Genomic DNA, 14,924 nt, shown 5'->3' with positions numbered 1-14,924 from the left:
CATGAAGCTCAATTGCGATTTAGGGGAAAGTTTTGGTCAGTACTCGCTAGGTTGTGATGAACAAGCCATGGCAGTAATTGATATGGCTAACATTGCTTGTGGCTTTCACGCAAGTGATCCAGATGTAATGGCACAGACCTTGAGCTTAGCCAAGCTTCATAGTGTAGAGATAGGTGCTCATCCAAGTTATCCAGACAGGCAAGGCTTCGGCAGGCGCAGCATGCAACTTTCAAATGTCGAGCTTACCAATTTATTGCACTATCAAATCGCAACGCTTGAGGGTATGGCAAAAGTTCAAGGCCTTAGCCTTAGCTATGTAAAGCCGCATGGCGCTCTTTATAACGATATGATGTCAAACTCTGAGTTACTTACCACCATTACAAAGGCAATCGCAAGTTATCCCAGTGAGTTAAAGCTAATGGTGCTAAGCAAAGTCGATAACAGTCAAACCATCCATATTGCTCAACACGCTGGTGTTGAGTTACTCTTTGAAGTCTTCGCTGATAGACAATACAACTCAGATGGTTCGCTGGTATCACGTAATCTTGAAGGTTCTGTGCACAATGAAACCAAGTTACTTGAGCAAGTGAGTGAGTTAAAGCAATTTGGTACGATCACCACCCGTGATGGCAGTAAGTTAACACTGCAATGTGACTCGTTATGTGTTCACGGTGATAACCCTAGTGCAGTTGCTCAAATAGCAAAAATCAAACAGATTATTGGTAGCAATGAGTAACCCTAGCTATCGCATTTTTGATGCGAGCGAAAATGCCGTAATAGTTTACTTTAGTGATATTCTTTCAAGCGAGCAAACGCAAAAAATCGCTGCCTTTTCACACGCTTTAAAGGCCTCACTAGGTGAATTAATTGTTGATGTGACCATTTCCTACACCAGTGCGTTAGTTACTTATCAAAGCCTGACTATTGATCACTTCTCAATAAAGCAAAAAATTAAAAGCGTACTAACCCAGCTAAACGATACTGCATTTTCAGTAAAACAAATCGAGTTACCCGCCTATTACCATAGCGAAGTGGGTGCTGATCTAAACGCCATGGCAAAAGCAAAAAAACTGACTGTAACTGATATTATCAAATACCATAGCGAACAAATTTACAGTGTGTTTGCTATTGGCTTTGCCCCCGGTTTTGCTTTTTTAGGTGAAGTAAACCCAATACTTGCCACTCCTCGCCTTGCGACTCCTCGTAAAAAAGTCGCCAAGGGTTCAATCGCCATCGCGGATAGGCAAACGGCGGTTTATCCAGCTGCTTCACCCGGTGGTTGGAATCTTATTGGTAACTGCCCTCTATCACTTTTTGATGCAGCGAATGCCCCACCTTTGCCTTTTAATATTGGCGATAGCGTGAAGTTTATACCGATTGAGCGAAACGAATTTATTCGCTTAGGAGGCCACATTGACTAGCGTACTCAAAGTGATAAACCCGGGGCTCTATTGCTGCGTGCAAGATTTAGGGCGATTTGGACAAAACCATTTAGGCCTAACCACAGGTGGCTGTCACGATCCGTATGCCTTTAAAGTTGCCAATGCCCTTGTCGCCAATCCAATTAATAGCCCAGCACTTGAATTAACGCTAGGCGGCTTTCGCGCCGAAGTACTAGCACCAATAACGATTGCACTCACAGGGCCAAACGTCGGGTTTACAATTAACAATAAAAGCCACGCGCTTTGGCAAAGTATTCAAGTAACACGGGGTGATTTAATTGAAATTGCAACGCCCCACACTGGTTTAAGGCACACGCTTGCAATTTCGGGTGGTGTCAAAGCACAGTCACACTTTACAAGTGTTAGTACCGTCATGCGTGAAGGACTTGGCTGCAAAATTGAAGCTAACTCACTAATAAAACAGCAAGCACCTCGTTTTACAAAGCGAAAGAGGTTACCTGCTAACTTAATACCTAATTATTGCCAAAACACACCGCTTAATATGGTGCTTGCGCTGCAACATCATGAATTTTCAGCGGCTGATTTAAACCGCTTGCTAAGTTCAAGTTATACCGTAACTGGGCAAAGTGACCGCATGGGTTATCGTTTACAAGGCGCAGCGTTAGAAAGCCCAGTCGGTGCACGCTTTTCTGAGGGTATTAACCTAGGTGCCATACAAGTACCCGCCGATGGTCAACCCATCGTACTTTTAAATGATCGCCAAACCATTGGCGGCTATCCGAAACTCGGTTCAGTCACCGCATTAGATTGCGCAAACTTATTACAAAAGCGCGCAGGTGATGAAGTGGCGTTTAATGCGATTAGTATTGAAAAAGCGCAAAACCTTAATCACCTCGCCCAATTAAAATTACAGCGCGCGCTCGACGCTTTAAACCAATCCTAAAAGGAATTGGTATAAAACTAAAAAAGCGCCTTACGGCGCTTTTTGTGGTTGGGAAATCTGTTTTAAAGTTTATGCTTCTTCAAGTAACTCTTGCGGTGAGTTAATGGCAATTTTACGTGGCTTATGCGCTTCTGGAATTTCACGAAGCAAAGTAATGTTCAATAAACCGTTTTCTAAATTTGCGCCAACAACTTTAACATGATCACCTAACTGGAATTTGTGCTCAAAGTTTCGCTCAGCAATACCTTGGTGAATAAATTTACGCTCAGCTTGCGACTCTTTTTCAGCTTTCACGCCCGATACTTTTAGCGTGTTTTTCTCTGTTTCAATGGTTAACTCAGATTCTAAAAAGCCTGCAACAGCCATGGTGATTTGATAGTCATTTTCACCTAAAAGCTCAATATTGTACGGCGGAAAATTCGATTGTTTGGTATTGCGGCTCGCGTTATCCATCATTTGAGCTAAATGATCAAAACCGATGAACGAACGATAAAGTGGAGATAGATCTAAATTACGCATAGTATATATCCTCATAAAGCGATAATTGTCTTAAAAACGACTCTCCTAAAGCGGACAAGTCTTAAATAAAGTCAGGCAATTCAAATTGTTACCTGAGTAGAAAACCCTTATGGCGTCTTCATAACTAGATATGTGGTGGCTAAATTCTTTTTCAAGGTATTAATTTAAATTTTTTTAATTAACTACCTAGACTTCATCTTTAGAGAACAATTCAACCCTATGAAATTAAAGATAAAAAGCATAATTTCAAATATTTTATTTTTTTCTGTGATTTTTTTCGTAATTACTACTTTTCAGCAGAGAAACTTACTGAGTAACGACCTACCTGCGCCTTATTTTAGTTTAGAGACACTAGAAACTGGCGAACGAGTATCCATTAAATCGTTACAAAACCAACAAACGGTGGTTTATTTTTTTGCCCCTTGGTGCACCGTATGCAAACTCAGCATGCCAAACCTCGATAAACTGGCTAAAAACGGCAGTATCAATGCCATAGCAATTGCCGCTGACTATGAGAGCAAACAACAAGTTGAAGCGTTTGTAGACGAATTATCACTTAGCATGCCGGTGTTATTAGCCGATAATCACACCGCGAGTAATTATAAAATTTCTGCGTTTCCCACTTATTATGTGATTTCAGAAGATTTAAAAATTATTGCCAAGTCGATGGGTTATTCCACAGAATTAGGCCTAAGAGCTCGCAGCTTTTAGACAAAATAGCAACTAGCCATTAAAATACGCGTATCTTAATTTGCATTCGAGAATCCAATGCCTAAAGCATGCGCGTATCACATCTTAGTTAATAATGAAAAACTCTGTTTAGAACTAAAAGAAAAGCTTAAAAAAGGAGCTGACTTTAACAAGCTTGCTAAACAACATTCAACGTGCCCGTCGCGCAAACGCGGTGGTGACTTGGGTGAATTTAATAAAGGCGATATGGTAAAAGCATTTGATGATGTGGTTTTCAAAAAGCCATTATTTGAAGTGCATGGTCCTGTAAAAACCAAATTTGGTTATCACTTAATTAAAACGGTTTACCGTACTTAATTCTCTAGAAATAGTTTATTTAAAACCATCCATCGTTATTTGCGAATGATGCGATTGAGTTAATCAATTTCACAAACTCATCTTTCGCTGACACAATGGGTTCATTAAATTTAAAGAGGAAAGAATAATGTTTACAGTAATTTTTGGCCGTGATGGCTGCCCATTCTGTGTTCGTGCAAAAGAATTAGCAGAGCGTTTAACTCAAGAACGTGATGATTTTAAATTCCGTTACGTAGATATTATTAAAGAAGGCGTATCTAAAGCGGATTTAGAAAAATCAGCTGGCAAGCCATGTGAAACAGTACCTCAAATCTTCTTAGATCAAAAACACATTGGCGGCTTTACCGATTTTGAAGCATACGCAAAAGAGCACTTAGGCTTATACGCAGAGTAATTATCAACACTAATATGTTTAAAAAGTAAAAAAGCAGCCATTAGCTGCTTTTTTTGATTTTGAGAAAACACTAAATACTTAAACAAGTTCTTTTACTTTTTCCCAAATTGCAACTACATGATCACGGTCTTCATCGGTTAGTTCGCCATTGCGATACGCTTTAACCAGTGATTTTTCGATTTTTTCGTTTAACTCTTCGCAGCTTAAATCATCACCTTCAACTTGCGTGTACCCTACTTGCAAATCAAAGTGCCCACGTAAGTAACCACTTGCAAACAGCTCATCATCGGTCGCTGTTTCAATTAGTTTGTCAAAGTACTCATTGGCCTTATCAACATACGCTAAAAATTGCATTTATTTTTCCTCTTCAAGGCCCACTGCATACATCACATGATCGTTGTATCCAGTTACCACTTTTATAAAACCTGATAGTTCGTCATCTAACACGCTGTCGCCTGTGTCACAAATAAGCGGACGGCCATTCAGCGCTTGCAGTTTACTTTTAGTTGCAACCACAATAATATTTTCTTTGCCTACTTGGCGAATAAGTTCAGGGCTAAGCTGCTGATTACCACGGCCAAAAATATGACCTTGCCCACCAATTAAGGTGATCACAATTTTTGTTGGCTTGTCCTTGGTTAAATTAATTAGCTGATGTGCGGTACAATCTGCGGCAATAACGTCTTGGTCGAGCACAACATCAACACCGAGTAAGGTGTTTTCAAGCCCCATTTCATCCATAATTGCAGCAACGGTAGAGCCCGAGCCCATTACATAATATTCGTCATCTTCCATTTCTGACACAACATAGGCCGATAAGTCAGCAAGTACTAACTCATCCGTTTCTTTGCCGCCGCTTTTAACTGCTTGCACATAGCGTAATTCACTTGGCACCTGCATTTCGCCATAACGCTTGGCTTTTACAACACCCTCGCGAAATGCAGATTCATCAATATCCATTACATCCGCATCTGAAAGTGTAACCAGCTCGCCGTTTATCAGCATTTCAACAACGCGCCCTGCTGCTTTTGGGGTAATCGCATAAACGCCAGAATGAATTTTACAACCTGCGGGGATACCGAGTACGGTTGTATTATCGCTAACCGCACTACACACATTGCGCGCTGTACCATCACCACCAGCAAATAAAATTAAATCAACGCCTTGTTCAATTAAGCTTTTAACCGTTAATTCTGTATCAGCAGGCGATGTGTTCTCACCAACCGTAAACACAACCTGAGTAGCAAAACCCATTTCTTCAGCAAGGGTTTGCCCCATTTTGCCACTTGGGGTGAATATTTGAATCTGTTCTTTATACGGTAAAAGTACTTCAAGTGCCGCTTGCGTGCGTTTGTGCGATTTTGGCTCTGCACCAAGGGCAAGCGCCTGTTCAGTGACATTATCACTGCCTTTTAGGCCAACACTGCCACCTAAACCAGCAACAGGGTTGATAATAAGGCCTAGTTTAAACTGCTTCATCATTGATTAATTCATCCTGCCAAGTAAATTGTGCGCGTGTTAACGGGTATGGTGTGTGATAAAAATCGCATAACGCCTTGATTAAGGTTTCCGTGCGCTTATTAAACCCGCTATAAAGTAACTCACATACCTTTTTGTAAACCTTACGCTGAAATGCAAAGCGACATGTTTGCGCACCGTTTAAGTTATCTGCTGATACATTAAAATTAAAGCCAGCGGCTACACTGAGTGCCCATTCAATGGCTTGTGGATGCACTTCCACTTTTTCAAATTCAGCTTGCTGAGCTTCATCACGACCATCTGGGCAATACCAGTAACCGTAATCTTCTAATAAGCGTCTAGCGTCACCTGCCACTAACCAATGCGCTACTTCATGCAGGCCACTGGCATAATAACCATGGGCAAATTCAATGCGATGAAATGCTGTATTGTCATCTGCAGGCAGATAAATCGGCTCGCCATCGCCTTTCACTAAACGTGTGTTTAGGGTGCGTTCAAAACAGCCATTAAAGATGGTAATTAAATCTTGATAACGATGCATAACAATAGGTACAGCAAAAAATTGCTGGCATTTTAGCAAAAATAAAAAGGGGCTGAAATAGCCCCTTTTTTAAATATCGACGGTAATTATTCCGCTTGCCCTAGAATTGGGCCAGGCTGCACATTGACATGCTTATTTTGACCCTGATGACGCAATAAGTGGTCCATCAAGGTGATTGCCAACATGGCCTCGGCAATTGGAATTGCACGAATGCCCACACACGGATCATGACGCCCTTTGGTGATCATCTCTACGGCTTCATTTTGCGTATTAATGCTTTTACCTGGCACTGTAATGCTCGATGTTGGTTTAAGCGCAATAGATGCGACAATATCTTGTCCGGTTGAAATACCCGCAAGTACACCACCTGCGTGATTTGAAGTAAAACCTTCAGGAGTGATGGTGTCGCGATGCTCTGATCCTTTTTGCTCAATCACTTCAAAGCCATCACCAATTTCAACGCCTTTTACCGCGTTAATACTCATAAGTGAATGGGCAATTTCAGCATCTAAACGATCAAACACTGGCTCACCTAAACCCACTGGTACATTTTTCGCAATCACAGTAACTTTGGCACCAATAGAATCACCTTCTTTTTTCAGTACGCGCATATATTCATCAAGCGCATCTAGCTTAGTGCTATCAGGAAAAAAGAATGGGTTTTCTTCAACCACAGACCAATCAAATTGTTCTGCTTTAATTGGCCCAAGTTGCGATAAACACGCATTAATTTCAACACCATGAAATTGTTTTAAATACTTTTTAGCAATTGCGCCTGCAGCAACACGAATGGCTGTTTCGCGTGCTGACGAACGACCGCCACCACGATAATCGCGAATACCGTATTTATGCCAATAGGTATAATCACCGTGACCTGGACGATACACATCAGCAATTTTTGAATAATCTTTTGAACGCTGATCGCCATTTTCGATAAGCAAACCAATGCTGGTGCCCGTCGTTTTACCTTCAAAAATACCCGATAAGATTTTAACGGCATCTTCTTCGCGGCGCTGCGTAGTGTAACGACTTTGGCCAGGCTTACGTCTGTCTAAATCGATTTGTAAGTCAGCTTCACTAATTTCTAACCCCGGCGGACAGCCATCGACCACCCCACCCAGTGCAATACCATGGCTTTCACCAAAGGTACTCACCTTAAATAATTGACCAATACTATTTCCGGCCATAACGTCTCATTTCCTCATTCCCAAATGGCAGCGTTGGTAGATACAGTGCCGCCAAACTGCGTTGTTATACTTAGTAATTACCCTAAGTGTGCAATTAAGTCTTGCTTATTAATTGCAAACACGCCTAAACCACCGTGTTTAAATTCAATCCACTCAAATGGCACGCCAGGATAAAGCGCTTCCATATGTACCATAGAATTACCCACTTCAACAAATAACCAACCGTTATCAGTTAGATGCTCTGCCGCTTCATTTAATAATGTGCGCGTAACATCAAGGCCGTCTTCACCTGAAGCAAGGCCAAGCTCCGGCTCGTGGTGAAATTCATCAGGCAAATCGCCCATGTCTTCAGCATCAACATACGGAGGATTTGCCACAATTAAATCGTATTTTTGACCCGGTACACCCGAAAATACATCCGATTGAATTGGGAAAACACGATGGTTTAACTGGTAATTTGAGATATTAATATCCGCTACTTCTAATGCATCGAACGAAATATCAACCGCATCGACTTCGGCATTTTCAAATGCTTGTGCCAGTGCAATCGCAATACATGCCGAGCCAGTACACATATCTAGAATTCGGGTAACTTCTTGTTCTGGGTCGAGCCAAGTATCAAACTTTTTATTGATAAGCTCAGCAAACGGTGAACGCGGCACTAATACGCGCTCATCAACATAAAATGGTAGGCCTGCGAAATAAGCTTGATTGGTTAAGTAAGCAACGGGCACACGTTCATTAATGCGCGCTGCAATTAACGCCACCAGCGTTTCTTTTTCAGACGTAGTTAGTTTGCTGGTTGCAAGCTCTTTTGGCGCATCAATCGGCAAACTTAATGCTGGCATAATTAACTGTACTGCTTCATCCCACGGGTTGTCTGAACCGTGACCAAAGAAAATACCTGACGCCGCAAACTGACTGGTCGTCCAACGTAACCAATCATTAATTGTATTAAGCTCTGTAACGGCTTCTGTTTGCATTGCCGAATCTAAAAATGCCTGTTCCATAATCAAGTTTCACTAGTGTTTAAAAGCACTATTGTAACGGTTTAAAGGCGCAATACTCTAGGTTTTTTACATATTTTTGGATACAATCGCGCCATGAAAAAAGATCACTCACTTTCCGATGATGACATTGCCCTTTTTCGCAGTGAAATGTCTGGCTCAAAGAAAATAAGCCAAGACACGGTTCATTTTAAAAAAGCGCAAAAAGCACCGGAGCAAACTACCAACACTAAGGTAAAACAGCTCGATGCTGAGTTTTATTTCTCGGATGAATATATTCCAGACATAGACACATCGGGTACTGTTAACTTTGTTAAACCCGGTGCAGATAGCTATTTAGCCAAACAATTGCGCCGCGGTGACTTTGCACCTGAACTAATTTTAGATATGCACGGCATGAATAAAGAGACGGCGAAGCTGGAGTTAGCAAGCCTTATCAGTGCGTGTAAAAAGCGTCATTTACGCTGCGCATGTATCGTGACGGGTGTGGGTGAACGTGTATTAAAACACAAAGTGCCGCATTACTTAGTGCAACATCCTGATGTGCTGGCTATTCATCAGGCGCCGCTTGAATATGGTGGCCGTGGCGCGTTACTTATTTTGGTGGATATTCCGGAAGATCCGTTTTTCCGCTAATGTTTTTCAGCTAATAAAAAATGACTCCATTGAGTCATTTTTTGTTTTAAGAAGCTTTTACATCAACATCCGGCAAATGCATTGCCACTAACTCAGCCAAACCTGATTCTTCATTATAGTGAATTTCAGCGACCGCCGCTGTTGCAAAAATGGGCATATTATCAGGACAAAATTGCTCAACGATATAACTCACAATTGGCATATGAGCGACCAAAATCCAGTTATTTAGATTAGGTTTGTAACTGATCATTGCTTTAATCAGTTCTGCAGCGTTTTCAGCATCGCCACTTGGAATAAAGTCGTCAAAACTGTCTTGATAACGAATGCTTTCTTGCTTTGCCGTAACAATTTCGGCTGTGTGCAAAGCACGAAGATAAGTACTTGTTACAACAGCATCTATTTTACAATCTTGCTGTAATTTACTCGCCATTGCGGCAACTTCAAGTCGACCTATATCCGTTAGCATTCTGTTTTGGTCATTTACCGTCAAAGACTGTGCTTGACCATGACGCATAATAAAAATTTTTTTCATAACAATGCTCATTAAAGCAAAACCGTAAAACTACAAAAAATAACGACTTTGCTCTAGCCAAATCTATGATATGTCCGCTATATTAGCTTTAAAGCAATAAAAACTCAGGTAGTTTTTAGTTTAGCTGTGTTGCTTCCAGATCCACTTCAATCGTGTTGATAAGCGATTATTCTTTTCTTTATTAGATACGGAGCAAACCTTGATAACCAGCAGCAATGATAGCAGAATTTATCAGTCCCTAAAACTGGACAATGGTCTAAAAATCTTAGTGATTGAAGACGCTGCCAGCGATAAATCAGCGGCGTCACTTACCGTAAATTGCGGACATTTCGACGACCCTATCAGCCGTCAAGGTTTAGCACACTTCTTAGAACACATGCTATTTTTAGGTTCAGAAAAATACCCTGAGCCCGGCTCTTTTTCACAATTTTTATCGCATCATGGCGGTAATTGTAACGCGTGGACAGGCACAGAGCATTCGAGTTACTTTTTTGAAGTCCTAAACGAACATTTTTTACAAGCGCTTAGTCAGTTTGCTGATATTTTTCATGCACCGCTTATTTTACCGTCTGCATGCGAGAAAGAGCGCAATGCCATTGATGCAGAGTTTAAATTAAAGCTGAAGGATGATTCACGTCGCATTTACCAAGTACATAAAGAAACATGTAACAGTGCGCACCCATTTGCTAAATTTTCGGTCGGCAACCATCAAACCTTAATTAATAAAAACGAATGCATTAGCGAAGAGATCCGCGCTTTCTTTTTAAAACACTACCAAGCACAAAACATGACCTTAGTGATTTCAAGCAATACGCCTTGCGAACTCATGAAGGTGAAAATAGCGCAACTATTTAATTGCCTTAGTGGCAACCCTGAACGTAAGAAACCCGATATTGAAGCACCACTTTATCTGCCTGAAAACATGTGCCAATCGATTTATATTGAGCCACACAAACATATGCAAAAGCTCATTGTATCGTTTGCGCTGCCCAGTATTGATAATTTTTACCGTGAAAAAACAGTAAGCTTTATCGCTCACCTAATCGGCTACGAAGGCGTAGGCTCACTTTATTCGGTATTAAAAAAAGCGGGATGGATTAACGGGCTCAGTGCCGGTGGTGGTATTAATGGCAGTAACTTTAAAGATTTTAACATTAGTATTGCACTGACCGACGAAGGCGAAAAACATAAAACCGCCATTGTGGAATACCTGTTTTGTTACCTGCGGCTGATTGCCAAAGCCGAAACCCCGTTATTAGAGCGTCTTTACCAAGATAAAAAAGTGCTGATGGACATCGCCTTTAATAATCAAGAGAAATCCCGCGTACTAGATTGGGTTAATAGTTTAAGTGTGAATATGCATCACTATCCAGATGAACACTTAATTTATGGCGATTACATAATGACAGGCTTTAATCGCACGCAGTTTGACAATGTGTTCACGCTGCTAAATGCCAATAATATGCGCCTTATTCATATTCACCCAGGTGTGCCAACCGATGCCAACGCAAAGTGGTATGGTACGCCTTATAGCATCAACAAAATATCGCAACCTTGGTTAGACTCACTGGAAAAAGTAGATGCGAATGCCGTTGAATTAATACTGCCAACTAGCAACCCTTATTTAACAAAGCCGGTTGTACTGCATCCGATAGAGCACAAACATAAAACACCGGAAAAACGCGTTTCAAGCGACACGTTCGAATTTTGGTATAAACAAGATTCCACCTTTAGAGTCGCCAAAGGTCATTTTTACTTGGCGTTAGATAGTGAAATTACGGTGAAAAACGTTAAGAACATGGCGATGACACGCCTGTTTGCTGACCTTTTTATGGATAAAGTCGCTGAGCAATTTTATCCGGCAGAATTAGCGGGTATCAATTATCAACTTTCAGCTCACCAAGGTGGATTAACGCTGCACACTTGGGGGTTAAGCGGTAATCAAATTGAATTAATCGGTGAAATTTTAAATGAATTATTGAGCTGTAAATTCGACTCAATTCGCTTTTATGAATACCAACGTCAGCTTGTTCGTCATTGGCAAAATGGCAACCAAAGTAAACCGGTTAGTCTTTTATTCTCAGAACTAAGCGCTACTTTGCTACCGTGGAATCCAACGCCGTTAAAACTCGCCGAAGCGATTGAACAAATCAGTTTCTGTGAGTTTAACGCATTTTGTAGTCAGTTATTTGAAGCCCTGCACTGTCAAATTTTAATGCATGGCAACTGGACACCATTAGAAGCCGACGATTGTGTGGCACTAATCAGAGAAAAACTAAAAACGCGCACCACTATTGCTGATTTAAACCGCCCTATCGTAACGTTAGATAACCAACAAGAGCAAACCCACGATGTGCCTCACCCAGACAACGCGCTGGTAAGTTACTTTCAAGCAAGCTCTGATTCAATCAGCGAAAAAATCAGGTTAATGGCACTAAACCATTTAATCAGCCAAGGCTACTTCCACGATATGCGTACCGAAAAACAGCTTGGCTATTTAGTTGGCTCAGGCTTTGCGCCTTTAAACAACCGCGCTGGTATCGCATTTTATATTCAGTCGCCAGAAATCGCGTCCGATATTTTAGCCCAACATAGCAATCACTTTTTAGCCAATTACCATCTACAAATTAACGCCATGAGCGATGAAGATTGGCAACAAGCTAAACAAGCATTAATGATGCAAATTGTTGAAAAAGATAAAAACCTACGCCTTAAATCACAGCGATTTTGGCTTGCAATCGGCAATGGTGATGGCCAATTTAATATGCAATACCAGTTAAAAACTGCGCTATTGCAATTAAGTAAGGCGCAATTAGTAAGTTATAGCAAACGTTTGTTTAGTGAAAACAGTACACGTCTTGAGCTAAAAACCAAAGAAAAGGCCGCAAAACAAGCAACTAATTCAGAATCGGTTAAACAAGCTTTGACACCATAAAGACAATCCCTTAGTGTAAGGGGGTTAAATACAATGCGTTAAGCCAATGCCCAATAAAATAATAAAAATAATTGCTGGGTTTACTGGTTTGTTTACTGCTTTTTCAAGCGATGCACACCAACCCACGCTGCTAGACTCCAAGCTGGTGATCCCACTTGCGCTCGCAACATTGAGTTTGCTGATAGCGCTAGTTGCTGTTTTGCGCCTGCGACGCTCACAACTTGCCTTAAAACGTTCAGAACATCGATTTAAAAACAGTATATTAGCAAGTGGCGATGCTGTTTGGGATTGGCACATTAGTGAGCATCGTTTGGAGCGCATTAATGACGGCTTATTTAATGCCATTGACCACACTCCCGATTTACCACCTAATAAATCAAATATCCATCCATCTGATCTACCGCACGTTGAACAAATTCTTAAAAAGCACCTGTCAGGAGAAGTTTCGCATTTCGAAGCGAGTTACCGTGCGAAAGATGCTAATGGCGATTGGCGTTGGGTACTCGATAAAGGCCGCGTAATTGAAACGGATGCAGACATAAAACCACTTAGAATGATGGGCACGGTTAAAGACATTGGCTCGGTAAAACAAACCCAAGAGCGTTTAAATTTGCTGGCAAACTGTATTGAAAACCTCTCTGATCCTATTGTTATTTTCGATGCGAATTTTAATATTGTCGAAGTAAATCAGGCCTACTTAAGCTATTTTGGCGGCACTACTGCAAATTACATTGGCACCCCTTACCGACTTCCAGGTTACGACAAAACAAAAACAAACCAGCTTTACAAAGCAATACAAAAAAAATCGCACTGGCATAAAGAACTTACATTTAGCAAAGACAAGCAAAGCACGTTTTTCTCACTTTCTATTGATCGCATTGATAATAAAAAAAGCAATCTGCGCCACTACATTGCGGTTTACAACGATGTAACCGACAACAAGCAAACTGAATTGGCACTGCAAAAACTGACCAATCGCGATCGCTTAACCGGCCTACCAAACCGTAATCAGTTCTTTAGTAGTATGAAATCCCTTGTCGGTAGCAAAAACCGCCATGCATTATTAGTATTTGATTTAGACAACTTTAAAAAAATTAACGATAGTTTAGGCCACCACGCAGGTGATATTTTATTGTGCCGTTTAGCATCGCGTCTATCCAAACGCACTCGTGAGCGCGACCAGTTCTATCGCCTAGGCGGTGATGAATTTGCGCTTGTAATGCAAAATACCAATGATATTCATACCATTACACAAGCTGCCAAAAGCTTTTTAGCGCTGATTGAAGCGCCATTCCATATGTCTGGGCACGAGCTTGTGATCACCTCCAGTGTGGGCATTGTGCTCTTCCCTGAAGATGGTAATACACCTGAGCTACTGCTTAAAAACGCAGATACAGCAATGTACCATGCAAAACAACATGGTAATCGTTACTTATTCTTTAACGATGCCATGAACCGCCAAGCGGTTAAGCGTCTACAAATCGAAAACTTAATTCGTTATGGCTTAAAAGAAGACCACTTTAAAGTGTTCTACCAACCTAAAATGGACATTAACAGCGGCGAGCTTGTCGGCATGGAAGCGCTAGTGCGTTTTATTACACCGAATAAGGGCTTAATAAGCCCAGCCCAATTTATTCCAATCGCTGAAGAAACAGGCCAAATTGTTGAAGTAGGTGAAGTGGTGCTAGAAAAAGCCTGTCGTGATGTAAAAGACTGGATTAACCGCGGCTTATTTGATGGTCGTGTGGCAGTGAACCTTTCTGCAAAACAGTTTATGCAGCCAGATCTCATTGGCAGTATTGATAAAATACTAAAACGCGAAGGACTCGCGTCTTACTACTTAGAACTCGAAATCACCGAAGGCACTATCATGGAAGATCCAAAAGATGCTATTCGCATTATGAATACGCTAAGTGCTCGCGGCATTCATTTAGCAATCGACGATTTTGGCACGGGTTATTCATCTCTCGCTTATCTTAAACAATTTCCGTTAAACACATTAAAAGTCGATAAAGCCTTTATTGACGACATGGGCAATGAAAAAGGTAAGAATATGGTCGATTCAATCGTCACCATAGCCCACAACCTTGGCTTGTCTGTGGTAGCTGAAGGTGTTGAGTACGAAGATCAAGTGGAACAATTAAAAGAACTAAACTGCGCGACAGTTCAAGGCTATTTTTTCTCGAAACCGCTCTCACATGAGCAGTTTGAACAGTTTCTATTAGCTCGCTGTAAAGAAGCTCACTTGCCGCCAAGAGATTTAGAACAAGAAGTAAAGCTCAGCCTAGTGCAATAACGTAC

16 protein-coding genes are annotated in these 14,924 nt (G+C 41.2%); 9 read left to right on the top strand and 7 right to left on the bottom strand.

The window, feature by feature from the left end; genetic code table 11:
- The first annotated feature begins 1 nt into the window (after position 1).
- From L1068_RS09715 to L1068_RS09705, 3 genes are read left to right on the top strand one after another with little or no spacing between them, the layout of a single operon-like run.
- Positions 2 to 736 carry a 5-oxoprolinase subunit PxpA gene (locus L1068_RS09715; RefSeq protein ID WP_237130088.1) on the top strand — a complete coding sequence of 245 codons (735 nt, stop codon included), beginning with the start codon at positions 2 to 4 and terminating at the stop codon, positions 734 to 736.
- Complete coding sequence (pxpB, locus tag L1068_RS09710; protein ID WP_237130087.1) at positions 729 to 1,421, top strand: 5-oxoprolinase subunit PxpB; 693 nt, start codon at positions 729 to 731, stop codon at positions 1,419 to 1,421. The genes L1068_RS09715 and pxpB overlap by 8 nt, the downstream gene beginning before the upstream one ends.
- Positions 1,414 to 2,346, top strand: a complete 933-nt coding sequence (locus L1068_RS09705; protein ID WP_237130086.1) for a biotin-dependent carboxyltransferase family protein — start codon at positions 1,414 to 1,416, stop codon at positions 2,344 to 2,346. The genes pxpB and L1068_RS09705 overlap by 8 nt, the downstream gene beginning before the upstream one ends.
- A 69-nt stretch (positions 2,347 to 2,415) precedes the next feature.
- On the opposite strand, the gene L1068_RS09700 is transcribed toward L1068_RS09705, so the two are convergent.
- Entirely contained in the window at positions 2,416 to 2,865 is a 450-nt protein-coding gene (locus tag L1068_RS09700) for an Hsp20 family protein (RefSeq protein ID WP_237130085.1), read from the bottom strand.
- A gap of 219 nt (positions 2,866 to 3,084) precedes the next feature.
- On the opposite strand from L1068_RS09700, the gene L1068_RS09695 reads away from it, so the two are divergent.
- The 3 genes from L1068_RS09695 (at position 3,085) to L1068_RS09685 (ending at position 4,306) form a co-directional block, all read left to right on the top strand.
- Positions 3,085 to 3,576 (top strand): TlpA disulfide reductase family protein, encoded by a 492-nt coding sequence (locus L1068_RS09695; RefSeq protein WP_237130084.1) that lies wholly within the window; start codon positions 3,085 to 3,087, stop codon positions 3,574 to 3,576.
- A gap of 57 nt (positions 3,577 to 3,633) precedes the next feature.
- Positions 3,634 to 3,912: a peptidylprolyl isomerase PpiC gene (gene ppiC, locus L1068_RS09690; protein WP_237130083.1), complete on the top strand. Its 279-nt coding sequence runs from the start codon at positions 3,634 to 3,636 to the stop codon at positions 3,910 to 3,912.
- Between the two features lie 127 nt (positions 3,913 to 4,039).
- Entirely contained in the window at positions 4,040 to 4,306 is a 267-nt protein-coding gene (locus L1068_RS09685) for a GrxA family glutaredoxin (RefSeq protein ID WP_010560676.1), read from the top strand.
- Positions 4,307 to 4,384: 78 nt separating this feature from the next.
- On the opposite strand, the gene L1068_RS09680 is transcribed toward L1068_RS09685, so the two are convergent.
- The 5 genes from L1068_RS09680 to prmB form a co-directional block, all read right to left on the bottom strand.
- Positions 4,385 to 4,660 carry a YfcL family protein gene (locus L1068_RS09680; protein WP_237130082.1) on the bottom strand — a complete coding sequence of 92 codons (276 nt, stop codon included), beginning with the start codon at positions 4,658 to 4,660 and terminating at the stop codon, positions 4,385 to 4,387.
- The gene (locus tag L1068_RS09675; RefSeq protein ID WP_237130081.1) at positions 4,661 to 5,788 is read right to left on the bottom strand and encodes an ATP-NAD kinase family protein; all 1,128 of its coding nucleotides are present in this window, start codon (positions 5,786 to 5,788) and stop codon (positions 4,661 to 4,663) included.
- Entirely contained in the window at positions 5,772 to 6,326 is a 555-nt protein-coding gene (locus L1068_RS09670) for an elongation factor P hydroxylase (RefSeq protein WP_237130080.1), read from the bottom strand. The genes L1068_RS09675 and L1068_RS09670 overlap by 17 nt, the downstream gene beginning before the upstream one ends.
- An 86-nt stretch (positions 6,327 to 6,412) precedes the next feature.
- Entirely contained in the window at positions 6,413 to 7,513 is a 1,101-nt protein-coding gene (gene aroC, locus L1068_RS09665; RefSeq protein WP_237130079.1) for a chorismate synthase, read from the bottom strand.
- Between the two features lie 77 nt (positions 7,514 to 7,590).
- Positions 7,591 to 8,523 carry a 50S ribosomal protein L3 N(5)-glutamine methyltransferase gene (gene prmB, locus L1068_RS09660; protein ID WP_010560681.1) on the bottom strand — a complete coding sequence of 311 codons (933 nt, stop codon included), beginning with the start codon at positions 8,521 to 8,523 and terminating at the stop codon, positions 7,591 to 7,593.
- 93 nt (positions 8,524 to 8,616) lie between these two features.
- Between prmB and smrB the strand changes: the two genes are divergently transcribed.
- Entirely contained in the window at positions 8,617 to 9,156 is a 540-nt protein-coding gene (smrB, locus tag L1068_RS09655; protein WP_237130078.1) for an endonuclease SmrB, read from the top strand.
- A gap of 46 nt (positions 9,157 to 9,202) precedes the next feature.
- On the opposite strand, the gene sixA is transcribed toward smrB, so the two are convergent.
- On the bottom strand, positions 9,203 to 9,688 hold the full coding sequence (sixA, locus tag L1068_RS09650; RefSeq protein ID WP_237130077.1) for a phosphohistidine phosphatase SixA: 486 nt from the start codon (positions 9,686 to 9,688) through the stop codon (positions 9,203 to 9,205).
- A 199-nt stretch (positions 9,689 to 9,887) separates the two neighbouring features.
- Here sixA and L1068_RS09645 point away from each other — a divergent pair, with 199 nt between their 5' ends.
- Both L1068_RS09645 and L1068_RS09640 read left to right on the top strand, forming a co-directional pair.
- Positions 9,888 to 12,623 carry an insulinase family protein gene (locus tag L1068_RS09645; RefSeq protein ID WP_237130076.1) on the top strand — a complete coding sequence of 912 codons (2,736 nt, stop codon included), beginning with the start codon at positions 9,888 to 9,890 and terminating at the stop codon, positions 12,621 to 12,623.
- 46 nt (positions 12,624 to 12,669) lie between these two features.
- Entirely contained in the window at positions 12,670 to 14,919 is a 2,250-nt protein-coding gene (locus tag L1068_RS09640; protein ID WP_237130075.1) for an EAL domain-containing protein, read from the top strand.
- Positions 14,920 to 14,924: the final 5 nt, after the last annotated feature.

The sequence above is a fragment of the Pseudoalteromonas sp. MMG024 genome, from assembly GCF_021654175.1.
Lineage (GTDB): Bacteria > Pseudomonadota > Gammaproteobacteria > Enterobacterales > Alteromonadaceae > Pseudoalteromonas.
The sequence above is the reverse complement of the archived record's forward strand: the minus strand, read 5'-3'. Positions and strand labels throughout refer to the sequence as shown.